At 60.8% G+C, this 23,608-nt stretch carries 22 protein-coding genes; 15 read left to right on the top strand and 7 right to left on the bottom strand.

Annotated elements, in window-relative coordinates:
- Positions 1-82: 82 nt before the first annotated feature.
- Entirely contained in the window at positions 83-1,396 is a 1,314-nt protein-coding gene (locus ACYP2Q_RS12290) for an ATP-binding protein (protein WP_459730709.1), read from the bottom strand.
- 116 nt (positions 1,397-1,512) lie between these two features.
- Positions 1,513-2,253 carry an osmolarity response regulator transcription factor OmpR gene (ompR, locus tag ACYP2Q_RS12285; RefSeq protein ID WP_020795794.1) on the bottom strand — a complete coding sequence of 247 codons (741 nt, stop codon included), beginning with the start codon at positions 2,251-2,253 and terminating at the stop codon, positions 1,513-1,515.
- A gap of 360 nt (positions 2,254-2,613) precedes the next feature.
- On the opposite strand from ompR, the gene ACYP2Q_RS12280 reads away from it, so the two are divergent.
- The 7 genes from ACYP2Q_RS12280 (at position 2,614) to tauD (ending at position 10,970) form a co-directional block, all read left to right on the top strand.
- Positions 2,614-4,938 (top strand): Tex family protein, encoded by a 2,325-nt coding sequence (locus ACYP2Q_RS12280; RefSeq protein WP_459730708.1) that lies wholly within the window; start codon positions 2,614-2,616, stop codon positions 4,936-4,938.
- On the top strand, positions 4,938-5,321 hold the full coding sequence (locus ACYP2Q_RS12275) for a PaaI family thioesterase (protein WP_459730707.1): 384 nt from the start codon (positions 4,938-4,940) through the stop codon (positions 5,319-5,321). The genes ACYP2Q_RS12280 and ACYP2Q_RS12275 overlap by 1 nt, the downstream gene beginning before the upstream one ends.
- Positions 5,322-5,575: 254 nt before the next feature.
- Positions 5,576-7,159, top strand: coding sequence for a glutamate--cysteine ligase (gshA, locus tag ACYP2Q_RS12270; protein ID WP_459730706.1), 1,584 nt, complete (start codon positions 5,576-5,578; stop codon positions 7,157-7,159).
- Between the two features lie 219 nt (positions 7,160-7,378).
- On the top strand, positions 7,379-8,356 hold the full coding sequence (gene tauA, locus ACYP2Q_RS12265) for a taurine ABC transporter substrate-binding protein (protein ID WP_459730705.1): 978 nt from the start codon (positions 7,379-7,381) through the stop codon (positions 8,354-8,356).
- Positions 8,357-8,372: 16 nt separating this feature from the next.
- Complete coding sequence (gene tauB, locus ACYP2Q_RS12260; RefSeq protein WP_459730704.1) at positions 8,373-9,167, top strand: taurine ABC transporter ATP-binding subunit; 795 nt, start codon at positions 8,373-8,375, stop codon at positions 9,165-9,167.
- Positions 9,164-9,997 carry a taurine ABC transporter permease TauC gene (gene tauC, locus ACYP2Q_RS12255; RefSeq protein ID WP_459730702.1) on the top strand — a complete coding sequence of 278 codons (834 nt, stop codon included), beginning with the start codon at positions 9,164-9,166 and terminating at the stop codon, positions 9,995-9,997. The genes tauB and tauC overlap by 4 nt, the downstream gene beginning before the upstream one ends.
- Positions 9,998-10,127: 130 nt before the next feature.
- Positions 10,128-10,970 (top strand): taurine dioxygenase, encoded by an 843-nt coding sequence (gene tauD, locus ACYP2Q_RS12250; protein WP_459730701.1) that lies wholly within the window; start codon positions 10,128-10,130, stop codon positions 10,968-10,970.
- Positions 10,971-11,096: 126 nt separating this feature from the next.
- Here the strand turns inward: tauD and ACYP2Q_RS12245 are convergent, their stop codons facing one another.
- The 3 genes from ACYP2Q_RS12245 to ACYP2Q_RS12235 form a co-directional block, all read right to left on the bottom strand.
- A complete protein-coding gene (locus ACYP2Q_RS12245) occupies positions 11,097-11,561 on the bottom strand; it encodes a type II toxin-antitoxin system HicB family antitoxin (protein ID WP_459730699.1) in 465 nt (154 codons plus the stop codon).
- Positions 11,558-11,740 (bottom strand): type II toxin-antitoxin system HicA family toxin, encoded by a 183-nt coding sequence (locus ACYP2Q_RS12240; protein WP_459730698.1) that lies wholly within the window; start codon positions 11,738-11,740, stop codon positions 11,558-11,560. Before ACYP2Q_RS12240 ends, ACYP2Q_RS12245 begins: the two co-directional genes overlap by 4 nt.
- A 129-nt stretch (positions 11,741-11,869) precedes the next feature.
- The gene (locus ACYP2Q_RS12235) at positions 11,870-12,760 is read right to left on the bottom strand and encodes a LysR family transcriptional regulator (RefSeq protein ID WP_459730697.1); all 891 of its coding nucleotides are present in this window, start codon (positions 12,758-12,760) and stop codon (positions 11,870-11,872) included.
- A 118-nt stretch (positions 12,761-12,878) separates the two neighbouring features.
- Between ACYP2Q_RS12235 and ACYP2Q_RS12230 the strand changes: the two genes are divergently transcribed.
- Positions 12,879-13,619: an SDR family oxidoreductase gene (locus tag ACYP2Q_RS12230; RefSeq protein WP_459730695.1), complete on the top strand. Its 741-nt coding sequence runs from the start codon at positions 12,879-12,881 to the stop codon at positions 13,617-13,619.
- 107 nt (positions 13,620-13,726) lie between these two features.
- The gene (locus ACYP2Q_RS12225) at positions 13,727-13,987 is read left to right on the top strand and encodes a hypothetical protein (protein WP_459730694.1); all 261 of its coding nucleotides are present in this window, start codon (positions 13,727-13,729) and stop codon (positions 13,985-13,987) included.
- Positions 13,988-13,993: 6 nt separating this feature from the next.
- Here the strand turns inward: ACYP2Q_RS12225 and betT are convergent, their stop codons facing one another.
- Positions 13,994-15,949, bottom strand: a complete 1,956-nt coding sequence (gene betT / locus ACYP2Q_RS12220) for a choline transporter BetT (RefSeq protein ID WP_406591438.1) — start codon at positions 15,947-15,949, stop codon at positions 13,994-13,996.
- 317 nt (positions 15,950-16,266) lie between these two features.
- Positions 16,267-17,193, bottom strand: a complete 927-nt coding sequence (gene epsC, locus ACYP2Q_RS12215) for a serine O-acetyltransferase EpsC (protein WP_459730693.1) — start codon at positions 17,191-17,193, stop codon at positions 16,267-16,269.
- Positions 17,194-17,383: 190 nt separating this feature from the next.
- Between epsC and ACYP2Q_RS12210 the strand changes: the two genes are divergently transcribed.
- The 6 genes from ACYP2Q_RS12210 to ACYP2Q_RS12185 all read left to right on the top strand — a co-directional run bounded on the left by ACYP2Q_RS12210 (position 17,384) and on the right by ACYP2Q_RS12185 (position 23,595).
- On the top strand, positions 17,384-18,376 hold the full coding sequence (locus tag ACYP2Q_RS12210) for a D-cysteine desulfhydrase (RefSeq protein ID WP_459730692.1): 993 nt from the start codon (positions 17,384-17,386) through the stop codon (positions 18,374-18,376).
- 268 nt (positions 18,377-18,644) lie between these two features.
- A complete protein-coding gene (gene tcyJ / locus ACYP2Q_RS12205; RefSeq protein ID WP_459730691.1) occupies positions 18,645-19,445 on the top strand; it encodes a cystine ABC transporter substrate-binding protein in 801 nt (266 codons plus the stop codon).
- A complete protein-coding gene (tcyL, locus tag ACYP2Q_RS12200) occupies positions 19,445-20,110 on the top strand; it encodes a cystine ABC transporter permease (protein ID WP_459730689.1) in 666 nt (221 codons plus the stop codon). The genes tcyJ and tcyL overlap by 1 nt, the downstream gene beginning before the upstream one ends.
- Before the next feature lie 4 nt (positions 20,111-20,114).
- A complete protein-coding gene (tcyN, locus tag ACYP2Q_RS12195; RefSeq protein ID WP_459730688.1) occupies positions 20,115-20,870 on the top strand; it encodes an L-cystine ABC transporter ATP-binding protein TcyN in 756 nt (251 codons plus the stop codon).
- Positions 20,871-21,323: 453 nt separating this feature from the next.
- Positions 21,324-22,070 carry a hypothetical protein gene (locus tag ACYP2Q_RS12190; protein WP_459730687.1) on the top strand — a complete coding sequence of 249 codons (747 nt, stop codon included), beginning with the start codon at positions 21,324-21,326 and terminating at the stop codon, positions 22,068-22,070.
- Positions 22,071-22,353: 283 nt separating this feature from the next.
- Positions 22,354-23,595, top strand: a complete 1,242-nt coding sequence (locus ACYP2Q_RS12185; protein WP_459730686.1) for an SfnB family sulfur acquisition oxidoreductase — start codon at positions 22,354-22,356, stop codon at positions 23,593-23,595.
- The last annotated feature ends 13 nt before the right edge of the window (positions 23,596-23,608 follow it).

Genomic DNA, 23,608 nt, shown 5'->3' with positions numbered 1-23,608 from the left:
CATAAAATTTGTGTTCAACACAATCATTGTGGGAGCGGGCTTTCCCGCGAAGGGGCCATCAGACCCACTGAAAAATCGGGTATTAAACGGCATCCCGCGGCAACATCAGCCCCAACGGCAAGCGCACCCGCGCTTCCAGACCGCCCCCCGATCGGTTGCGCAACTCAACATTGCCGCCATGCATCGAAGCAATCCGCTTCACGATCGCCAATCCCAAACCAGTGCCCTTGCCGCCCCGGGCGCGGTCGCCCCGGGTGAACGGGTTGAAAATCGCTTCCAGCTCCGAGGGATCTATCCCGGCGCCACGGTCCATGACACTCAAGACGACATAAGGCGCGCTGGTATCACCGGACACATACGCCGCCACCTCCACACCGCTGCCGGCATGATGCAAGGCGTTGCCGATCAGGTTGTTCAACAGCCGTTTCATCGACACCCGCCGCAACGGAAACGGCTGGATCGGTTCCAGGCGCAGTTGTACTTTCTCTTCGTTCTGGTTGTACGGCGCGGCGACTTCGCGGACCAGGTCGCTCAGGTCCACCTCCTCCACCGACTCGTCACGACCATCGCGAATGAATGCCAGGAACTGGTCGAGAATGGCATCCATGTCCTCGATATCGCGCACCATGGCGTCCGTCAGGTCGTTATGGTCGCCCATCAGTTCCAGCGACAGGCGCAACCGGGTCAACGGCGTGCGCAGGTCATGGGAAACCCCGGCCAGCATCAGTTCGCGCTCTCGACCGGCCTGCTCGACGTCTTCGGCCATCTGGTTAAAGGCGCGATAGACCTCGGTCATTTCACTGGGGGTATCACTGATCGGCAGGCGAACGCTGCGCCCCTGGCCGAGTTGCCGCGCGGCATACACCAGGCGTTTGAGGGGCTGGTTGAGCTGGCTGACAAAGATCCACGCCGAGGCCGTGGACAGCAGGCCGATGGCGAGGAACCAGCCGAGCACGTTCCAGATCTTCTGGCCACGCAGCGGGTGCGGATACAGCGGCACTTTCAGCCAGCCATCACCCAGGCTGGGCGCCCGGACCCAGAGTGCCGGTGGAGAGTGCATGCGCAAGCGCACCTCGGTATCGGCCCCCAGTTCGGCTTGCATCTGCCGCTGGTAGATCTCGCTGTAGGGCCAGTGTTGTTCGCCCTCCGGCACACCGGCGCCCACCACCCGGATCAGGGTCGCGGCATCGGCGATCTTTTCGCGATTGTTTTCATCGGCCGCCCAGTAGGCGCGTAGCGTCAGGGCGACGCCATGGCTGTACTGGCGGTCCACCAGCACGTCTTCGTTCATCAGCAGATAAACCAGGGTCAGCGCCTTGGAAAACAGCACGACGATCAGCACCAGCCAAAGGGTGCGGGAGAAGAAACTCTGGGGGAACCAAACCGGGGTTTTCATGGATAACCGTTAAGCACGTGCAGGAGCGAGCGATGCTCGCACATTGCCGGCCGCGAGTCTGCGGGCAAGGCCATCTTGCCCGTTGCCCGCACAAACCCGCGCCTGCAAATCGTCGATCACTTGGTGGCGGCGCCATCCGGAACGAACACGTAACCCACACCCCAGACGGTCTGGATGTAGCGCGGCTTGGACGGATCGGGTTCGATCATCCGGCGCAGGCGGGAGATCTGCACGTCGATGGAGCGCTCCAGGGCATCCCACTCACGACCACGGGCCAGGTTCATCAGCTTATCGCGGGTCAATGGCTGACGGGCGTTCATCACCAACGCCTTGAGCACCGCGAACTCGCCGGTGGTGAGCATGTGCACTTCTTCGCCACGCTTGAGTTCGCGGGTGGCCAGGGACAGCTCGTAGTCACCGAAAGTCACGCTTTCGTCTTCGCTGCCCGGCGCGCCCGGCACCGGAGCCGACTGACGGCGCAGGACGGCTTTTACGCGCGCCATCAGCTCGTCCGGGTTGAACGGCTTGGCCAGGTAATCGTCGGCGCCCAGTTCCAGGCCCTTGATCCGGCTCAGCTCATCGCCCTTGGCGGTCAGCATGATGATCGGGATTTGATTGTTCGCGCCGCGCAGTCGGCGGCAGGCGGTCAGGCCGTCTTCGCCGGGCAGCATCAGGTCGAGGACGACCAGGTTGAACACTTCACGCGCCAGCAGGCGATCCATTTGTTCGGTGTTCGGTACGGCGCGGGCACGGTAGCCCTTGCTGACAAAAAAACGCTCCAGCAGGCTGCTTAGCCCAGGATCGTCGTCAACAATCAGAATTTTCTCGCCTTCAGCAATGTTTGCAGTGCTGCTCATTGGATGCTCCTTTGATCTCGGCGCGCATTATGGCGTAGCTGCCGTTATACGCACCGTGTGCATTGTTAGCAGATTTTTCCTTTATCGCCAGGAAACCGGCCCTTGCACCGTTGCCAGGCGATGCCCCCGAATGGCAGAACGCTGGTTATAATGCGCGGCCTTTTGTGTCAGGCAACGTCTGATCGTTACGCCGGCCAGCTGCTTTTTATTTTCATGGCCCCGGCAGTAATTGTTCGATTTCACGGGTCAACGGGATACCTTTGATCCAGGTAGCGGCGCAGGCCAGGCCGCTCAACCAGACTCGCCGGGCCTTTATCTGCGCGCCTGCGAGCCTGCTTTCACAATTTGTCAGGTGGTTTTATGGACAGCATCAACAGCCGCATCGCCGAGGAACTCGGCGTACGCCCACAACAGGTCGAAGCGGCCGTCGCGCTACTCGATGAAGGCTCCACGGTGCCCTTCATTGCCCGTTACCGGAAAGAAGTGACCGGCAGCCTCGATGACACCCAGCTGCGTCATCTGGAAGAGCGTCTGCGCTACCTGCGAGAACTCGACGAACGGCGCATCAGTATCCTTGCCAGCATCCAGGAGCAAGGCAAGCTGACCCCGCAACTCGAGCGCGACATCAAGCTCGCCGACACCAAGACCCGTCTCGAAGACCTGTACCTGCCGTACAAGCAGAAGCGCCGCACCAAGGGCCAGATCGCCCTGGAAGCCGGCCTCGGCGAGTTGGCTGACGGTCTGTTCAACGACCCGACCCTGAGCCCGGAAACCGAAGCCACGCGCTTCATCGACACCGAGAAAGGCGTGGCCGACGTGAAGGCCGCCCTCGAGGGCGCCAAGTACATCCTCATGGAGCGCTTCGCCGAAGACGCCGGCCTGCTGGACAAATTGCGCAGCTACCTGAAGCAGGAAGCCACCCTCAGTGCCCGCGTGATCGCCGGCAAGGAAGAGGAAGGCGCCAAGTTCCGCGACTACTTCGAACACGACGAACCGCTCAAAAGCATGCCGTCGCACCGCGCCCTGGCGATTTTCCGTGGCCGTAACGAAGGCATCCTCAGCTCCGCGCTGAGAGTCGGCGATGAACTGCCAGGCACCATGCACCCTTGCGAAGGCATGATCGGCCAGCAGTTCGGCATCCAGAACCAGAACCGCGCCGCCGATAAATGGCTGGGCGAAGTGGTGCGCTGGACCTGGAAGGTCAAGCTCTACACCCACCTGGAAACCGACCTGCTGGGCGAGCTGCGCGATGGCGCGGAAACCGAGGCGATCAACGTGTTCGCCCACAACCTGCACGACTTGCTGCTGTCGGCCCCGGCCGGCCCGCGCGCGACCCTGGGTCTTGACCCGGGCCTGCGTACCGGTTGCAAGGTGGCGGTGGTCGATTCCACCGGCAAGCTGCTCGATCACGCCACAGTCTACCCGCACGTGCCGCACAACAAGTGGGACCAGACCATCGCGATTCTGGCCGCCCTGTGCGCCAAGCACTCCGTGGACCTGATCGCCATCGGCAACGGCACCGCCAGCCGTGAAACCGACAAGCTGGCCGCCGAGCTGATCAAAAAATACCCAGCCATGAAGATGACCAAGGTCATGGTCTCCGAGGCCGGCGCTTCGGTGTACTCGGCGTCGGAACTGGCTTCCAAGGAATTCCCGGATCTGGACGTGTCGATCCGTGGCGCGGTGTCGATTGCCCGTCGCCTGCAAGATCCGCTGGCTGAGCTGGTGAAGATCGATCCGAAATCCATCGGGGTCGGCCAGTACCAGCACGATGTGTCGCAGCTGAAACTGGCCCGTGGCCTGGATGCGGTGGTCGAAGACTGCGTGAACGCCGTGGGCGTCGACGTCAACACCGCCTCCGTGGCGCTGCTGGCGCGGATCTCCGGCCTCAACGCGACCCTGGCGCAGAACATCGTCAGCCACCGCGACGAGCACGGCGCCTTCAAGACTCGCGCCGCGCTGAAGAAAGTCGCGCGCCTGGGCGAAAAAACCTTCGAACAGGCCGCAGGTTTCCTGCGCGTCATGAACGGCGAGAACCCGCTGGATTCCTCCGCCGTGCACCCGGAAGCCTATCCGCTGGTACAGCGCATCGCCGCCGAGACCGATCGCGACATCCGCTCGCTGATCGGCGATGCCGCGTTCCTCAAGCGCCTCGACCCGAAGAAATACACCGATGAAACCTTTGGTCTGCCGACCGTGACCGACATCCTCCAGGAACTGGAAAAACCGGGCCGCGACCCGCGTCCCGAGTTCAAGACCGCCGAGTTCCAGGAAGGCGTCGAAGACCTCAAGGACCTGCAGCTGGGCATGATTCTCGAGGGCGTCGTGACCAACGTGACCAACTTCGGTGCATTCGTCGATATCGGCGTGCATCAGGACGGTTTAGTGCACATCTCTGCACTTTCGGAGAAGTTCATCAAGGATCCACGGGAAGCGGTCAAGGCCGGCGACGTGGTGAAGGTGAAGGTCATGGAAGTCGACATCCCGCGTAAGCGCGTGGGCCTGTCGATGCGCATGAGTGACACGCCGGGCGAGAAAATCGACGGCGCTCGTGGCGCGCGTCCGGGTTCGGCGCCACGCCAATCCCAGAACACTGCACCGCGCAAGGAAACCACGGCCGCAGCGCCGAGCAACAACGCCATGGCGTCGCTGTTCGCCAACGCCAAACAGCTGAAGAAGCGCTGATGGACGTCCCTGCCGGGTACACCGAAAGCGCATTTTTCAAGCTGCTGGGCTGCCGCTTGCACAGCCTGGAAACCGGGGTGGCGCAAGTCGCCCTGACGCTTGAGCCAGAACTGCGCAATCGTGCCAACAAGCTGCACGGCGGGGCCTTGTTCAGCCTGGTGGACATTGCCATGGGGCTGGCCTGTTCCAGCACTCACGGCTTTGACCAGCAGAGCGCAACCATCGAGTGCAAGATCAACTACATCCGCGCCGTCGAAGGCGGCGAGGTGATGTGCACGGCCCGGGTGATCCACCCGGGCCGGCGCACGCTGGTGGTCGAAGCCGATGTGATGCAAGGCGACAAACTGGTCGCTAAAGCACAAGGCACGTTCGCTGTCCTGTAGCTAGATGCCATCGATTTGAGTTAATTTCGCGCTAAGAAACCTGTAGGAGCGAGCTTGCTCGCGATGGAGGTTAACGATGACGCGGGCCGCCAGGTTGAACACGGCGCCCTTACGTCCTTCGCGAGCAAGCTCGCTCCTACAGAGATTGCGCTGCGGCGCGAAAAACCAGGCGAAAACGCCAGTTTTAACTTCACCCTTGTAGACCGTCTTGCCCACCCCCATATTGGGGCGACTGACGCGTGAAGGAATCCAACTTGAGCGAACTTCTCAACCGCCGCCTGGCTCTGCTCGGCGAGCGCGCTAACCTCTCTCTGCTCGAACAGTGCCTTCACGGCATCGAACGTGAATGCCTGCGCGTGACCGATGAAGGTCGCCTGGCGCAAACGCCGCACCCGGAAGAATTGGGTTCCGCGCTGACCAACGAACAGATCACCACCGACTATTCCGAGTCGCTGCTGGAGTTCATCACCCCGGCCCTGCCCGACCCGGCCGATACGCTGGCGAGCCTGGACAGCATTCACCGCTTTGCCTACAGCAAGCTCGGCAACGAGTACCTGTGGAGCCCCTCGATGCCGTGCCCGCTGCCGGCCGAGGAAGATATCCCGATTGCCTACTACGGCACATCCAACATCGGTCAGCTCAAGTACGTCTACCGCAAGGGCCTGGCCCTGCGCTATGGCAAGACCATGCAGTGCATCGCCGGCATTCACTACAATTTTTCCCTGCCGGAAAAACTCTGGCCGCTGCTCAAGCAGGCCGAAGGTTTTGTCGGCACCGATCGCGACTTTCAGTCGTCGTCCTACATCGCCCTGATCCGTAACTTCCGCCGCTACAGCTGGCTGCTGATGTACCTGTTCGGCGCCTCGCCTGCGCTGGACGCCGGGTTCCTGCGCGGTCGTTCGCACCAATTGGAACAGCTGGACCCGGACACCCTGTACCTGCCGTACGCCACCAGCCTGCGCATGAGCGACCTGGGTTACCAGAGCAACGCCCAGGCTGGCCTGACGCCGTGCTACAACGACCTGAACAGCTACACCGACAGCCTGCGCAAAGCGGTGGCCACACCTTATGCGCCCTATGTCGAAGTCGGCACTCATCAGGACGGTGAGTGGGTCCAGCTCAACACCAACATCCTGCAGATCGAAAACGAGTACTACTCCAACATCCGCCCGAAACGCGTGACCTACACCGGCGAGCGGCCGATCCAGGCGTTGGTGGCCCGCGGCATCCAGTACGTCGAAGTGCGCTGCCTGGACATCAACCCGTTCCTGCCGATGGGCATCGACCTCACCGAGTCGCGCTTCCTCGACGCGTTCCTGCTGTACTGCGCACTGAACGACAGCCCATTGCTGACCAACACCAGCTGCGGCAATGCGACCTCCAACTTCCTCAGCGTGGTCAAGGAAGGTCGTCGTCCAGGCCTGCAACTGCAACGCGACGGGCAACCGGTCGACCTGAAAGAGTGGGCTGGCCAATTGTTGGAGCGCATTGCCCCGCTGGCCGCGTTGCTTGACCAGAGCCATGGCAGCGATGCCCACAGCAAAGCGCTGGACGCGCAGATGGCCAAGGTCCAGAACCCTGCCCTCACGCCATCGGCCCAGGTGCTGGCGGCCATGGCCGAGCACAAGGAAAGCTTTGCTCAGTTCTCCCTGCGCCAGAGCCGGGCCCACGCGGAGTTTTTCCGCAGCGAGCCGTTGCCGGCAGAGGAACAGGCGAAGTTTGAAGAACGGGCGCGTTCGTCGCTCGCTCAGCAAGCGGAGCTGGAGCAAAACGAAGTCGGTGACTTCGATGTGTTTGTCGGTTCGTACCAGGCAAGTATTCTGGCGATCAGCAACTAATTGAAGATCACGCAAACCCTGTAGGAGCTGGCTTGCCAGCGAAGGCGGTGCAACTGTCACACCGCGCCGCCTGGTTCGCCAGCAAGCCGGCTCCTACAAAGATGCTCTTAGAATGTTCCGCTCATAAGCTCATTCGAAAAAGTTATTTATTTTCGGATTCTTATATCATTTAGTCTCCTTTTCACGCCGACTCTCGGTCGCCTGACAAGGAGCTTCCCGATGAAACTGAATTTCCCACTACGCTTGCTGGCGGCCGCCTCCCTGGCAGCGGCGAGTCTGTTTGCCCAGGCGGCTGACGTGACGGTCGCTTACCAGACCACCGTAGACCCGGCGAAAGTCGCCCAGGCCGACGGTGCCTACGAAAAAGCCACCAAGGCCGACATCAACTGGCGCAAATTCGATAACGGTGCCGACATCATCGCCGCCATCGCCTCGGGTGACGTGCAGATCGGCTACCTCGGTTCCAGCCCGCTGACAGCCGCCATCACCCGCAAGGTGCCGGTGGAAACCTTCCTGATCGCAACCCAGATCGGCGCTGCCGAAGCCCTGGTGGCCCGCGACGGTTCAGGGATCAAGACCCCGCAAGACCTGATCGGCAAGAAAATCGCCGTGCCGTTCGTTTCCACCGGCCACTACAGTCTGCTGGCTGCGCTCAAGCACTGGAACATCGACCCGTCGAAAGTCACCGTGCTCAACCTCGCTCCACCAGCGATCATTGCCGCGTGGAAACGCGGTGACATCGACGCCACCTACGTGTGGGACCCGGCCCTGGGCGTGGCCAAGGAAAACGGCAAAGTACTGATCACCTCTGGCGAACTGGCCAAGTTCGGTGCGCCGACCTTCGATGCCTGGATCGTGCGCAAGGACTTCGCCCAGAAGCACCCGGAAATCGTCACCGCGTTCGCCAAAGTCACCCTGGATGCCTACGCCGACTACCGCAAGGACCCCCAAGCCTGGCTGGCCAATCAAGGCAACGTCGACAAGCTGGTAAAACTGTCCGGCGCCAAGGCCAGCGACATTCCGCTGCTGCTGCAAGGCAACGTCTACCCGCTGGCGGCTGACCAAGTGATCACCCTCGGCGCGCCGACCACCAAGGCCATCACCGACACTGCCGTGTTCCTCAAGGAACAAGGCAAGGTCGATGCCGTGCTGCCGGACTACGCGCCGTACGTCAGCGCCAAGTTCATCACGGATTGATCGGGAGTTAATGACGATGGCTTTGCTACAGCTGGAGCGCATCAGCGCACAGTACCCCGGCAGCCCGACACCGGTGCTGGCGGATATTTCCCTGACCCTCGGCCCCCAGCAGTTGCTGGTGGCCCTCGGCCCGTCCGGCAGTGGCAAGACTTCGCTGTTGAACCTGATTGCCGGTTTCGTCGAACCCAGCGCCGGGCGCATCACCCTTGACGGCGTGCCGGTCAAAGGCCCGAGCGCCGAACGCGGCGTGGTGTTCCAGGACGACGCCCTGCTGCCCTGGCAGGACGTGTTGGCCAACGTAGGCTTCGGCCTGGAATTGGCCGGCGTTACCCGAGAACAACGGGAAATCCGCGCCAGGGAAATGCTGGCGCTGGTAGACCTTTCAGGTTTTGAAAGCCGCCGGATCTGGCAACTCTCCGGCGGCCAGAAGCAACGTGTCGGCCTGGCCCGCGCGCTTGCTGCCGACCCGCGGGTGTTGCTGATGGACGAACCCTTCGGTGCCCTCGACGCCTTCACCCGTGAACAGATGCAAGAGCTGCTGCTGCAAGTCTGGCGGCGCACCGCCAAACCGGTGTTCCTGATTACCCACGACATTGAAGAAGCGGTGTTCCTTGCCACGGATCTGATTTTGCTGGCGCCGAATCCTGGGCAGATCGTCGAGCGTCTGCAGCTGGATTTCGGGCAGCGCTACGCCGCGGGTGAGTCGGCGCGGTCGATCAAGTCCGATCCGCGCTTTATCGAAACCCGCGAACACGTGCTCGCCAAAGTGTTCTCCCAACGCAGCGCCGCCCAGCGGCAGGAGCGCGCATGAGCAGCTACGAAATTCCCGTTGCAGCGGTCAAACCTGGTTCCACGGTCGCGCCCCTGCGCCGCAGCTTGAGTACTCGCTGGATCAGCCTGCTGACCCTGGTCGCGCTCGTTGTCATCTGGTGGGCGGTCACCGCCACTGGAATGATAGAACCGCTGTTTCTGCCTCCGCCGTCCGCCGTGTTGCAAAAAGGCTGGTTGCTGGTCACCAGCGGCTACATGGATTCGACCTTGTGGCAGCACCTGGGCGCGAGCCTCAGTCGCATCGGCCTGGGCCTCGGCTTCGCGGTGCTGACCGCCGTGCCGGTGGGCATCGCCATCGGCGCCAACCGTATTGCCCGAGGCGTGCTGGATCCGCTGATCGAGTTCTACCGCCCTATTCCACCGCTGGCTTACCTGCCGCTGATCGTGATCTGGTGCGGCATCGGTGAGTTGTCGAAAGTGCTGCTGATCTACCTGGCGATTTTCGCTCCGATCGCCATCGCTACAGCGACCGGCGTGCGCACGGTAGACCCGGCGAAATTGCGCGCTGCGCAGTCCTTGGGCGCGACCCGCGCGCAGTTGATTCGCCATGTGATCCTGCCAAGTGCCTTGCCGGATATCTTGACTGGCGTGCGCATTGGCCTCGGTGTCGGTTGGTCGACACTGGTGGCCGCCGAATTGATCGCCGCCACCAGCGGCCTGGGTTTCATGGTGCAGTCGGCTGCGCAGTTCCTGGTCACCGATGTGGTGGTGCTGGGGATTCTGGTGATCGCCCTGATTGCCTTCGCCATGGAGATGGGCCTGCGCGCCTTGCAACGCAAACTGGTGCCATGGCACGGCCAGGCTCACTGATGAGTGAATAAACCTGTGGGAGCCTGCTCGCGATAGCGGTACATCAGTCAAAGTTGTATTGCCTGGCACACTGCAATCGCGAGCAGGCTCGCTCCCACAAAAAAGCACACCTGGACTAAAGAAAATCACCATGAGCCACCTGACCATCGTCCCTCTAAGCTCGGCCCTCGGCGCACAGATCAGCGGCGTCGACGTCAGCCAGCCGCTGAACCTGGAACAACGCGACACCATCGAGCAGGCGCTGCTCAAGCATCAGGTGCTGTTCTTCCGTGAGCAGCCGATCACGCCGCAGCAGCAAGCGCGATTCGCCGCCAATTTCGGCGACCTGCACATTCACCCGATCTACCCGAACGTGCCGGAACAACCGGAGGTACTGATCCTCGACACCGCCGTGACTGACGTGCGTGACAACGCAATCTGGCACACCGACGTGACCTTCCTGCCGACCCCGGCCATGGGCGCGGTGCTCAGTGCCAAGCTGCTGCCGGAGTTTGGCGGCGATACCCTGTGGGCCAGCGGCATCGCGGCGTATGAAGCCTTGTCGGCGCCGATGAAGACGCTGCTCGAAGGGCTGACCGCCACCCACGACTTCACCCGTTCGTTTCCGCTGGAGCGCTATGGCAGCACGCCTGAAGCGCTGACCCAATGGGAAGAGACCCGGCGCAAGAACCCGCCGCTGTCGCATCCGGTGATCCGCACGCATCCGGTGAGCGGGCGTCGCTCACTGTTCGTCAACGAGGGCTTCACCTCGAAAATCAACGAACTGTCGGACACCGAGAGCGAGGCGATCCTGAAGTTCCTGTTCGCCCACGCGACCCGGCCGGAATTCACCATTCGCTGGCGCTGGCAGAAAGACGACATCGCGTTCTGGGACAACCGCGTGACCCAGCATTACGCGGTGGATGACTACCGTCCGGCGCGGCGGGTGATGCAGCGGGCGACGGTGTTGGGGGATGTGCCGTTCTTCAGATAAACGACTGCTGCGCAGTCGATCGCTGGCAAGCCAGCTCCTACAAGGTTATGTACATTCTGCAGGAGGTAATGCGGTCGCGAAGGACCGCCCAATGCCGAGGTCACCCTGATCTGCCCTGCTCCTGTGTCAGGCCGATAACTCACGCAGCGCTGCAGCTGCCAAAAAGCCGGACCTTGAGCTGTAGCGCCGGTCCCGCCTGACAGTCTGGTCGATGCGTTCAAGCAATTGCTCAGGCAGCGTGGCATTGAAGCGCACCGACTTACCGAAGTAAGGTGTTATGTCGAACTCCACGATTCCCCACACACCGCCAGCGTAATCGGGGTTTTCGATATGGGCGTCAATCTCGCGAACTTGAGGCAGTGGATCGCCATCGGCAACCAGACCCTCATAGTGCAGGGACAATGCCTCTTTCACATTTTCAAATGCCTCTGCAACTGTGCTGCCTGCGGAGAAGCAGCCCGGTACGTCCGGGACGATCACTCCGTAGTCTGAGTCGGCATCCTTGTGCAGAACGACCGGAAATTTCATTTGGATGAATCCTTCCTGTGACAAGTCCGCATCGGGACTTTCGTATCCGATGACAGGCCTCATTTCAGGCCCGCCTGTTTCAATATGCTGTTGATCGTTCCCTTTGGAAGATCAGCGTGAGGGTGCTTGATCGTTACCCTGCCTGGCTTATGTAGATGCTTGTATTGATGGTGGCTGCCTTTCACGGCCACCAGATACCAACCATCCTCTTCGATCATCCTGATCATCTCCCGACTCCGCATGCCCTTCGCCCTTTTCGACAGCAACTGCCGTGCAAGGTAGGCGAAGAAGCAACACGCGAATACACACCATACACACTATGCAAAATATTAGTCGATCGTTGTCGCGCAGTTTTTCGAATGGACCAGCGGCTACTCGGCCCCCGCAAACACCTCCCCCAACCAATCCACAAACACCCGAACCCGTGGCGACATGTGTCGGTTGTGCGGGTACAGCACCGAAACCGGCAGGGGCGGTGGCGGTGTGTCGGTGAGGACTTCCTTGATCAGGCCCTGGGCGATCTGCGTTTCCATGCGGTAGTGCGGGCACTGGATCAGGCCCAATCCGGCAATTGCCGAGGCGGCATAGATTTGCGCGCCAAACACTGAGACAGCACCGTCGATGGCGACTTCCCTGAGCTCACCCTCGACCATGAATTCGAACGGGAACAACTTGGCGGAGGTGCGCGAGACGTAGTTCACCGCACGGTGGTTTTTCAGGTCGTCGAGGCTTTTCGGCTCACCGTGTTTGCGCAGGTAGGCCGGGCTGGCGCAGGTGATCTGGCGCAGATTGGCGACGCGTTTGCCGATCAGCGTGGAATCGCCAAGGGTGCCGGCGCGCAGCACGCAATCGACGCCTTCGCTGATGAGATCAACGTGGCGATCGGCCTCGCTGATGGACAGTTCGATGTCCGGGTAGCGCGCCATGAATTGCGGCAGGGCCGGGATCACGAAATGTTTGCCCAAGGTGCCATGCAAGTCGACGCGCAGCCGGCCTTTGGGCGCCACGCTGCGAAACGCCAGTTCGGCTTCTTCCAGCTCTGCGAGCAATTGCACACATCGCTGGTAGTACGCCTCGCCATCCAGCGTAGGACGCACCTTGCGTGTGCTGCGCTCGAGCAATCGCGTACCGAGCCAGGCCTCGAACTGGTTCAGCGTGTGGGTCAAGGTCGCGCGCGGCAGGTTCAGGTCGTCCGCCGCCAGGGTGAAGCTGCTGCGCTCGTAGATGCGCACGAACACCTTCATCGCTTTGACTTGATCCACGCTGAACTCCTTCGCTCGATTGTTGGCGATTATTGAACAGTCAAGGCAACTCTCGTGCATTTATCGGCCTGAGTAAACATGTGAAATTGGACCCACACCCACTCATCAGGAACATGCCATGACCACTCAAACGTCCAGGGTTGCCCTCGTGACCGGCGCCTCCCGCGGCATCGGTGCCGTTATTGCCAGGCAACTGGCCAGCGAAGGTTTCGCTGTCGCCATCAACTACGCCAACAGTGCCAGCGAAGCCTCAAGACTGGTTGTGGAGCTGCGCCAGGCTGGCCACCAAGCCATAGCGATCAAGGCAGACGTGGCCAGGGCCGACGATGTGCGCCGCATGTTCGATGAGACCGAAGCACAACTGGGCAAGGTCGACGTGCTGGTGAACAACGCCGGTATCCTCAAGGTCATGCCGCTGGCGCTACACAGCGACGAATTGTTCGAGCAGAACTTCAACATCCATGCCCGCGGCACCTTCAACACCCTGCGCGAAGCCGCCACGCGCCTGAACAGCGGCGGGCGGATCATCAACTTCTCCAGCAGTACCGTGGGCCTGAACCTGCCGGGCTATGCGGTGTACATTGCCAGCAAGGCCGCGGTGGAATCCTTGACCCAGGTATTTGCCAAGGAAATGCGCGGACGCGATATCACGGTCAACGCCGTGGCGCCTGGCCCCGTGGCGACCGATTTGTTCCTGCAGGGCAAGAGCGAAGAGCAGATCCAGAATTTCGCCAGGATGGCGCCGCTGGAGCGTCTCGGGCAACCAGAGGATATTGCCCGGGTGGTGTCGTTTCTGGTCGGGCCGGATTCGGCTTGGGTCAATGGGCAGATTTTGCGGGTCAATGGTGGGTTGGTTTAACTATGCTCACTCTGAAATCGCGGCCACGCCAATCGCGAGCAAGCTTGCTCCTACAGGGATCGCGGTGAACTTTGCGCGAGCAAACATCCGAAGGGAGGCGCAACACCATGCACACCACCATCATCATCGCTTTCGGCCTGATCCTGCTCGCCCTGATGCTGTACATCGGCGAGAAGATCGGCTTTCCCCGCCAGGTCCTCGCCTACAGCTTCATCGTGCTGTGGCTGGCCCTGACGCTGATCAATGGCGCGGTGGGCATGGTGCATGCGGGCCAGCCGTTGGGCACGGAACTGGTGGTTGGCAGCGCCGTGTTCGGTATTCCGGTGGCGGCGCTGGTGTTGTTCATGGTGATGACCTCCGAGGCCTAGAACCGCTCAACGCACCAGGTGCAAGAACTGCATGTGCCGTTCGTACTGGTCAAGGATGTCGTTGATGATCTGTTCCTTGGTGTAGCCCACCAGATCGTAGTTCTGACTGCCCTCGCTCAAATGCACTTCGGCCCGGTAATAGCGCCGGTTATTGAGCTCCTTGGAGCCCATGCCACCGCGGGCGAATGACGGCGTGAAGTAGCCGCGCATCTGTACCTGGTAGATGAACGGGTGCTCGTCGCCGTGACCGATTTCCAGGCTGACGCTGTCATTGACCGGTTCCGGGTGAGTCACGACCTTCAGGCCCTTTTCGATAAACACCGCTGACACCTCTTCGATGGCGGGGCGCACTGTCGAATCGAGGAAGCGATAGACCTCATCCCGCGACGGGAAATGCACTGCCTGGCTCAAGCGCTGGCGCCAACCACCGCGCCGCGAACCGGACACCGGCGCCAGGGAATGCATCTGCGCAATCTGCTTCTGCGACTCCAGATAAAACGCTTTATGCAGGCCCCACATCATCAACAGCAAAATCAGCGAGAACGGCAGCGAAGTCAGGACCACAGCCGACTTCAACGCATCGATGCTGCCGGAAAACAGCAGCGCGCTGGTCACCAGCGCGGTCATCGCGCCCCAGAACACCCGCAGCCATTTCGGCCCGTCTTCATCCGGGTTGCCACCCTTGGCGGACAGCGTCGACAACACCACGGTGCCGGAGTCGGCAGAGGTGACAAAAAACACGAAGCTGATGAACACCGTGACCGCGATCACGGTCTTGCTCCACGGGTAGGTTTCCAGCAGCAGGTAGAGGGTCATCGACGGGTTGTCGATGGCCGACATGCCCAGCGCCGACATGCCGTGGTTGAGCACCTGGTCGATGGCGCTGTTGCCGAAGATCGACATCCACGCCAGGGTGAAGCCCAGCGGAATCAGGAGCACGCCGAAGACGAACTCGCGGATGGTCCGGCCACGGGAAATCCGCGCAATGAACAGGCCCACGAACGGCGACCACGCGATCCACCAGGCCCAGTAGAACACCGTCCAGCCACCCAACCAGTCGCTGGGCTTGTCGTAGGCGTAGAGGTCGAAACTCTTCATCGGCAAGGCGCCGAGGTAGTCACCAACGTTCTGGATCAGGGTATTGAGCAGGTGCTGGGTAGGCCCGGCGAACAACACGAACAGCAGCAGCGCACAGGCCAGCAGCATGTTGATGTCGGACATCACCCGCACACCCTTGTCGACGCCGGACACCGCGACGATGATCGCCGCGCCCATCATCAGCGTGATCAGGCCAACCTGTATCCACTGGGTGTGGGCGATGCCAAACAGGTAGTCCAGGCCCGAGTTGAGGTGCAACACGCCAAAGCCCATGTCCGCACCCAGGCCGAACACCGTGGCGATGATGCCGAAGCCGTCCACCGCGTAACCGATGGGGCCGTTGATGCGCTTGCCGATCAGCGGGTACAGCGCCGAGCGCAAGGCCAGCGGCAGGTTATGCCGGTAGGCGAAATAGGCCAGCGCCATGCCGACAAAGGCGAACACGCCCCAGCCATGCAGGCCCCAGTGCAGGAACAGGATCTGCATCGCCTGGCGCGCCGCATCCGCCGTGCCCGCCTCGCCCTGGGGCGGTTGCAGCATATGGGTCAGGGGCTCGGACACGCAGAAGAAGAACAGCGTGATGCTGATCCCGGCGGCAAACAGCATGCCGGCCCAGGACAGATAACTGAATTCGGGCTCGTCGTGGTCGGCACCGAGTTTGATCTTGCCGTAGCCCGATAACGCGGTGACCACCACGAAGACCAGATACAGGGTCATCGCCAGCATGTAGTACCAGCCAACCGTGTTGGCCGCCCAGTTTTGCGCCGCCAGCAACCAGGCGCCGGCCTGTTCGGGCATGGCAATGACCACGACGCCGAACAGCAGAATGAAGGTCGCCGCGAAGTAGAACACCGGCGGATTCATGCGGACCAGGCCGCTTGGGGGAATGGACGATGCACTCATTGCAGGTGCACCTCGAGGGGGTCAATCGTGGCTGTAGAAATCGGACTCAGCAAAGGCAAGCCTCCTGTTGTGAGCGGGCAGCGAACCACCGGTTTAACTTGAATGAACGTTCAAGTTAAACATGAATAGGGTGCTAAGGACTAATTCCAGGGCTCGGCGGTCGTGCTTTTGCAGGAGCTGCCGCAGGCTGCGATCTTTTGATTTTGCGTTTGCGGTGCTCTTGAAAAGATCGCAGCCTCGTTGCACTCGACAGCTCCTACAGGGATTGATGACGGCTCCTACTTTTGCGCCCCATCATCGAGCTGAAGATTGGCCTGGGTCAGATTACTGCCCGCCGGCACGCTGCGGGTCAGCCAGACATTACCGCCAATGGTCGAGCCCTTGCCGATGGTGATCCGCCCCAGGATCGTCGCCCCGGCATAAATCACCACGTCATCCTCGACGATCGGGTGCCTTGCCTGGCCTTTCTGCAACTGGCCGTCTTCATCGGCCGGAAAACGCTTGGCACCCAAGGTCACCGCCTGATAAATCCGCACCCGCTCGCCGATGATCGCGGTTTCGCCGATCACCACACCGGTCCCGTGGTCGATGAAGAAACTGCGGCCGATCTGCGCGCCCGGGTGAATGTCGATGCCGGTGGCCGAATGGGCGATTTCCGCGCTGATCCGCGCCAGTAATGGCAAGCCGGCGCGATATAGATGATGGGCCAGGCGATGGTGAATCACCGCCAGGATGCCGGGATAGCACAGCAGCACTTCATCGACGCTGCGTGCCGCCGGATCGCCGTGATAGGCCGCCAGAACGTCAGTGTCCAACAGGCTGCGCAACCCCGGCAACGCGAGGGCGAAGTCCTGGATGATCTGGATGGTTCTCGCCTCGACCTCGGTGTCGGCCTGGGCGCTGTGGCGAGCGGCGTAGCGCAATTCAAGGCGTGCCTGGGCCAGCAACGCGTTCAACGCCACATCAAGGGTGTGGCCAACGTAGAAATCTTCACTCTCTTCGCGCAAGTCCACCGGCCCCAATCGCATCGGGAACAATGCACCGCAGAGCGCTTCGAGAATCTCCGCCATGGCCGCCCGTGATGGCAGCTCGCGACCACCCTGCTCACCGCTGGCGCGGCCGTTTTGTGCACGCCACTGCTCACGTGCCGTACGCAGCTGGCTGACGATGGTTTGCAACTGCCAATGGCTGGAACGCTCACTCACGGTAAAAACTCCTCACGGGCGGCCGGACTGTCTGGCCGCACTGACGGCGATTACTTTACGGCAAGGCCGGCAAGCCAAATTAAGAACCAATTGTGCTGTCGTAATTACAATCGGCTATAAGCGATTGGCGGTTGCCCCGACAAAGTGGCGTGCCTATAGTCCAGAGACCTTTCACCGCCAGTACGGACCCATGATCAAACAACAGCTTGCCCGCTTTAACCGTCTCGACCTGCTCGGTCAGCCCACCGCCCTGGAAAAACTAGAACGCCTGTCGGCCTGGCTGGGGCGCGACGTCTACGTCAAACGCGATGACCTGACCCCACTGGCGATGGGCGGCAACAAGCTGCGCAAACTCGAATACCTGGCGGCCGATGCCCTGGCCCAGGGCGCTGATACCTTGATCACAGCGGGGGCGCTGCAGTCCAACCATGTACGCCAGACCGCGGCCATTGCCGCCAAGCTGGGTCTTGGCTGCGTGGCCCTGCTGGAAAACCCGCTGGGCACCGACGACGCCAACTACGTCGGCAATGGCAATCGGTTGTTGCTGGACCTCTTCGATGCCAAGGTTGAACTGGTCGAGAACCTGGATAACGCCGACGAGCAATTGCACGCCCTGGCCGCCCGCCTGCGCAGCAACGGCAAGAAGCCTTACTTGGTGCCGATCGGTGGTTCGAATGCACTGGGCGCCCTGGGTTATGTGCGAGCCGGGCTGGAACTGGCCGAGCAGATCAAGGATACCGGGCTGAATTTTGCCGCCGTCGTCCTCGCCTCGGGCAGCGCCGGAACACACAGCGGCCTGGCATTGGCGTTGAGCGAAGCGTTGCCGGATTTGCCAGTTATCGGCGTCACGGTTTCACGCAGCGATGAAGATCAGCGGCCAAAGGTCCAGGGCCTGGCCGAGCGTACCGCCGAGCTGCTGGGGGTGACGTTGCCAGCGAGCTTCAAGGTCGAATTGTGGGACGAGTATTTCGCGCCACGTTATGGCGAACCCAATGCCGGGACCCTGGCAGCGGTGAAACTGGTGGCCGGTCAGGAAGGCCTGTTGCTGGACCCGGTCTACACTGGCAAGGCCATGGCGGGGTTGCTGGACGGGATCGGGCGTTCGCGTTTCGATGAGGGTCCGATCATCTTCCTGCACACCGGCGGGGCGCCGGCGTTGTTTGCCTATACGAGCTTTTTGTAAGGGTTGAAGATCAAATCGCCGCCTTCGCCAGCTCCTGTAGGAGCTGGCTTGCCAGCGAAATCGGTTTGCCCAATACATATATAATTAAAGAATAACAAAAATAGAATTTATTATTTTCTAATCTAAAAGCGCCATCATATAGTCACGCCGCAGGCGAATTTGCAGCGAGACGCATACGCTGCTTTAGGGCAGGATATCGCAGTCGTCCAAATCCCGAATTTGCCAACTTTCCTTAAGCGTCTTCCATAAGAAAACACAGGGGCTTGTCATGAATTTTTCCGCACTACGTCGAAATCTGCTGGTGGGTTCGCTGGGCCTGGTTCTCAGTGCCGGCCTGATTGGCCAGGCCGTGGCCGGTGAGCAGCTGCAACAAATCAAGGACAAAGGCGTGATCAACGTCGGCCTGGAAGGCACCTACCCACCGTTCAGCTTCGTCGACGCCGACGGCAAACTGACCGGCTTCGAAGTTGAATTCTCCGAAGCCCTGGCCAAAGAGCTGGGTGTGAAGGTCAAGCTGCAACCGACCAAATGGGACGGCATCCTCGCAGCACTGGAATCCAAGCGTCTGGACGCAGTGATCAACCAGGTGACCATCTCCGAAGAGCGCAAGAAGAAGTATGACTTCTCCGAGCCGTACACCGTTTCCGGGATTCAGGCGCTGGTACTGACCAAGAAAGCCGCCGAGTTGAACATCAAGTCCGCTGCCGACCTGGGTGGCAAGAAAGTCGGCGTGGGCCTGGGCACCAACTACGAGCAGTGGGTCAAGGCCAATGTGCCGACCGCTGACGTGCGCACCTACGAAGACGATCCGACCAAGTTCCAGGACCTGCGTGTCGGCCGTATCGACGCCATCCTGATCGACCGCCTGGCCGCCTTGGAATACGCCAAGAAAGCCAAGGACACCACCGCCGCCGGCGAAGCGTTCTCCCGCCAGGAAGCCGGCATTGCCCTGCGCAAAGGTGAGCCTGAACTGCTGGCAGCCGTGAACAAGGCCATCGACAAGCTGCGCGCCGACGGTACGCTGAAAAAGCTTTCGGAAAAATACTTCAGCGCTGACGTCACTCAATAATGGAAGAAGCTTTTCAACTCGCAATAGAGTCCGCGCCCTTTCTGCTCAAGGGCGCGTACTACACGGTCATCTTGAGCCTCGGCGGGATGTTCTTCGGGTTCGTGCTGGGCTTTGGCCTGGCACTGATGCGCCTGTCGCGCTTCAAGCTGGTGAGCTGGATCGCCCGCATCTACGTGTCGTTCTTTCGCGGCACGCCGTTGCTGGTGCAACTGTTCGTGATCTATTACGGCTTGCCGCAATTGGGCATGGAGCTCGATCCAATTCCGGCGGCGATGATCGGCTTCTCGCTGAACATGGCCGCTTACGCCTGTGAAATCCTGCGCGCCGCGATCAGCTCCATCGAACGCGGCCAGTGGGAAGCTGCCGCCAGTATTGGCATGACCCGCGCGCAGACACTGCGCCGGGCCATCCTGCCGCAAGCCATGCGCACGGCATTGCCACCGCTGGGCAACAGCTTCATTTCGCTGGTCAAGGACACCGCGCTGGCGGCGACCATCCAGGTGCCGGAACTGTTCCGCCAGGCGCAGCTGATTACCGCCCGAACCTTCGAAGTGTTCACCATGTACCTTGCCGCCGCGCTGATCTACTGGGTCCTGGCCACGGTGCTGTCGCACCTGCAGAACCAGCTCGAAGCACGGGTCAACCGGCACGACCAGGAGTCCTGACCCCATGATTGTCGTGGAAAAACTGACAAAGCAGTTCAAGGGTCAAGTCGTGCTCAACGGCATCGATCTGCAAGTGAAGGAAGGCGAGGTGGTGGCGATCATCGGGCCAAGCGGCTCGGGCAAGACCACCTTCCTGCGCTGCCTGAACTTCCTCGAAGAACCCACCAGCGGCCGGATCAAGGTCGGCGACATCGAGATCGATACCAGCCGCCCGCTGAACCAGCAACAGAGCCTGGTGCGCCGTTTGCGCCAGCACGTGGGCTTCGTGTTCCAGAACTTCAACCTGTTCCCCCACCGCACCGCCCTGGAAAACGTTATCGAAGGCCCGATCATCGTCAAGAAGATCGCGCACGCCGATGCCGTTGCCCTGGGTAAAAAGTTGTTGGCCAGGGTCGGTCTGGCAGGCAAGGAAGACGCTTACCCGCGCCGCCTTTCCGGTGGTCAGCAACAGCGCGTGGCGATTGCCCGCGCGCTGGCGATGGAGCCGGAAGTGATCCTGTTCGATGAACCGACCTCGGCGCTCGACCCGGAGCTGGTGGGCGAAGTGCTGGCGACCATCCGCAGCCTGGCCGAAGAGAATCGCACCATGGTCATCGTCACCCACGAAATGGGTTTTGCCCGCGACGTGGCTAATCGTGTGGTGTTTTTCGACAAGGGCGTGATCGTCGAACAGGGCGAAGCCAAGGCGTTGTTTGCCAACCCCAAGGAAGAACGCACGAAACAGTTTCTCAGTAAATTCCTGAATAACGCCCACAACTAAAACCCTCGCGACATCGGTCAACTTCCATGGATGGAAGTGCCACTCTTCCTGAACAACTTCTAACTTTTACATAATTAAATATATGCCCACGACAAGCACATCTTGTCAGCGCGCTCGATACATATATGTATTGCGCAACAGTTTTGCCGACTGGACATCCAAGCGCATCGCGGCCCCATAAATTGCGCCAGCCCCTCAAAAAACGGCGCCTTGAGCAGGTAAAGTCGACTCATCGGAACGGCTTATTAACTTCAATGCGTAGGAGTTTTCTGAATTACATCCATTCTTCAACTTAACTAATCCACTCTATTGACACCGACTCCAGCACACTCTTATCTAGTCTCCTGCCAGCGGCACTGATCACGCCAAATCATTATTTCAATTCAAAGTAATGAACAGTTTTGCTGTTGTTTTCCGAAACGGATTTCATTGCAAAATTTCTAGGAGACTTCCATGACAAGCACTTCAAACAAAATAGAACTAGCCGCCCCGAGACTGGCGCAGTCTCACAAGGCCGGGATCAACCTCGCCTCGGCGTCGCACTTGCTGATCGAGGTGCCGCCCTACCCCGGGATGGATGAAGGCGACCTGATCGAACTGTTCTGGGACAACTGCTACGTCGCCTCCAGGGTCCTGAAGGCCAAGGAGATCGGCCAACCCGTTCAGCTGCGGGTACCCGAGAGCTTTATCGCCAGCGGCTCTTCTCGTGTTCACTATCGAATCATGCAAATAGGACAAGCCCCGATCGTATCGCCCGCCCGGCGCGTGCAGTCCAAACTCGAGTGCCCCGGTGGCCAGCCGTCTGCGCACAGTGGCGACGAGAACCAGAGCCTGGCACCGGTAAAACTTCCCGGAACGATTTGCCGGCAGGGGGTGAACCCCAACCAGATCAAGCGCGGCGTGCCCGTGACCATCGAGCCGTACTTGAACATGGCCGGCGATGACGAAATCACCCTGCGCTGGGGCGATGCCCGCATGGACTTGCCGCCACTCAAAGAGAGTGATGTGGGCCAGCCGATCCAGGTCTGGGTACCACCGGCAATCATTCTCGAAGCCGGCGAAGACCTGCGCCTGGAGGTGACTTACTGCATCCTCGACCGCGTAGGCAACAACTCGCGCTGGGCGCCAGCGCGGGCGTTGAAGATTGGTTGCGCCAATCCTTACCTGAAAATACCGAAGAAAGAACAACCCCTGCTTTGAAATCAAAAGATCGCAGCCTGCGGCAGCTCCTACAGGCGTACGCCACCCCCCTGTTGGAGTTGCCGCAGGCTGCGATCTTTTGACCTTCTATACATATTCCTAAAAGTTAGTTCAAAAAATATTTATACACGTTTAGGGTATATGGACCGGACCACCGGACATTCTTGTTTTCGTTCGCCGCACCCCGCGGCGTTTCCATGAGATGTGAGGTAGGTATGGTCCGGAACACAATCACCCCAGTGCAGATCGCCAGGGCATTGCGTGTAGCCAAGGAGCGGCACTGATGTCCAGTCTGGCTGATGCAATCGTCCAGAGTGACCTGGACATCGCCCCCTTGTTGTTGCCCGCGCAAGTGCTGCGCAGCGACGCCCAAGCCATCAAGGCCGCCCATGAGCTGGCGCAAGTCGCTCGCCTGCAAGCAGCCCGGCGCGACCAGCAGCGCAAGCTGCCATGGTCGGAAATTGAACAATTCACCCGAAGTGGCCTGGGCAGCATCGCCATTCCCCGCGAGTACGGCGGCCCACAGGTTTCATTCGTCACTCTGGCCGAGGTGTTCGCGATCATTTCCGCGGCGGACCCGGCCCTGGGGCAGATTCCGCAAAACCAGTTCGGCATTCTCAACCTGGTGCTCGGCAGCGCCACCGAGGCGCAGAAAAAACAGCTGTTCAAAAGCGTGCTGGAAGGCTGGCGAATCGGTAATGCCGGCCCGGAGCGCGGAGCTAAAAACACCCTGGAACTCAAGGCGCGCATCACCGCCGACGGCGATGGTTTTGTCCTCAACGGGCAGAAATTTTATTCCACCGGCGCACTGTTCGCGCACTGGGTCGCGGTCAAGGCACTCAACGACGACGACAAGCAAGTGCTGGCCTTCGTCCGTCGCGGTACGCCGGGGTTGCGAATCGTCGATGACTGGTCCGGTTTCGGCCAGCGCACTACCGCGAGCGGCACCATTTTGCTCAACAACGTGCGGGTCGACGCCGAGCTGGTGGTGGATAACTGGAAGATCAACGAAACACCCAATACCCAGGGTGCGGTTTCGCAACTGATCCAGGCCGCCATCGACGCCGGCATCGCCCGTGGCGCTATCGATGACGCCATCGAGTTCGTGAAAACCCGCGCCCGGCCATGGGTCGACGCCAACGTCGAACGGGCCGGCGATGACCTGTACGTGATCGCCGACATCGGCAAGCTGAAAATCGAACTGCACGCCGCCGAAGCACTGCTGCGCAAGGCCGGGCAGGTGCTCGACCAGGTAAGCGCCGCGCCGCTCACCGCCGAGTCTGCGGCCCGCGCTTCGATTGCCGTGGCCGAAGCCAAAGTACTGACCACCGAGATCTCTTTGCAGGCCAGCGAAAAGCTCTTCGAGCTGGTCGGCAGCCGCGCCACCCTCGCCGAATTCAACCTCGACCGCCACTGGCGCAACGCCCGGGTGCACACCCTGCACGACCCGGTGCGCTGGAAGTACCACGCGGTTGGCGCCTATTACCTGAACGGCACTTTGCCCGCTCGCCATTCCTGGATCTGACGACCAGACATCT

It is taken from the genome of Pseudomonas sp. MHK4 (assembly GCF_054600775.1).
Note: the sequence above shows the minus strand (reverse complement) of the source record. Positions and strands in the feature narration are given on the sequence as shown.

Coding starts and splice junctions, on each gene's coding strand:
- ACYP2Q_RS12245 (WP_459730699.1), bottom strand. CDS start 11,561: ATGAGGCCTGTCATCGGATACGAAAGTCCCGATGCGGACTTGTCACAG.
- ACYP2Q_RS12290 (WP_459730709.1), bottom strand. CDS start 1,396: ATGAAAACCCCGGTTTGGTTCCCCCAGAGTTTCTTCTCCCGCACCCTT.
- ompR (WP_020795794.1), bottom strand. CDS start 2,253: ATGAGCAGCACTGCAAACATTGCTGAAGGCGAGAAAATTCTGATTGTT.
- tcyN (WP_459730688.1), top strand. CDS start 20,115: ATGATTGTCGTGGAAAAACTGACAAAGCAGTTCAAGGGTCAAGTCGTG.
- tauC (WP_459730702.1), top strand. CDS start 9,164: ATGAGCAGCTACGAAATTCCCGTTGCAGCGGTCAAACCTGGTTCCACG.
- ACYP2Q_RS12240 (WP_459730698.1), bottom strand. CDS start 11,740: ATGCGGAGTCGGGAGATGATCAGGATGATCGAAGAGGATGGTTGGTAT.
- tcyJ (WP_459730691.1), top strand. CDS start 18,645: ATGAATTTTTCCGCACTACGTCGAAATCTGCTGGTGGGTTCGCTGGGC.
- ACYP2Q_RS12185 (WP_459730686.1), top strand. CDS start 22,354: ATGTCCAGTCTGGCTGATGCAATCGTCCAGAGTGACCTGGACATCGCC.
- tauA (WP_459730705.1), top strand. CDS start 7,379: ATGAAACTGAATTTCCCACTACGCTTGCTGGCGGCCGCCTCCCTGGCA.
- ACYP2Q_RS12210 (WP_459730692.1), top strand. CDS start 17,384: ATGATCAAACAACAGCTTGCCCGCTTTAACCGTCTCGACCTGCTCGGT.
- ACYP2Q_RS12230 (WP_459730695.1), top strand. CDS start 12,879: ATGACCACTCAAACGTCCAGGGTTGCCCTCGTGACCGGCGCCTCCCGC.
- tauB (WP_459730704.1), top strand. CDS start 8,373: ATGGCTTTGCTACAGCTGGAGCGCATCAGCGCACAGTACCCCGGCAGC.
- tcyL (WP_459730689.1), top strand. CDS start 19,445: ATGGAAGAAGCTTTTCAACTCGCAATAGAGTCCGCGCCCTTTCTGCTC.
- ACYP2Q_RS12190 (WP_459730687.1), top strand. CDS start 21,324: ATGACAAGCACTTCAAACAAAATAGAACTAGCCGCCCCGAGACTGGCG.
- betT (WP_406591438.1), bottom strand. CDS start 15,949: ATGAATCCGCCGGTGTTCTACTTCGCGGCGACCTTCATTCTGCTGTTC.
- ACYP2Q_RS12280 (WP_459730708.1), top strand. CDS start 2,614: ATGGACAGCATCAACAGCCGCATCGCCGAGGAACTCGGCGTACGCCCA.
- tauD (WP_459730701.1), top strand. CDS start 10,128: ATGAGCCACCTGACCATCGTCCCTCTAAGCTCGGCCCTCGGCGCACAG.
- ACYP2Q_RS12275 (WP_459730707.1), top strand. CDS start 4,938: ATGGACGTCCCTGCCGGGTACACCGAAAGCGCATTTTTCAAGCTGCTG.
- ACYP2Q_RS12225 (WP_459730694.1), top strand. CDS start 13,727: ATGCACACCACCATCATCATCGCTTTCGGCCTGATCCTGCTCGCCCTG.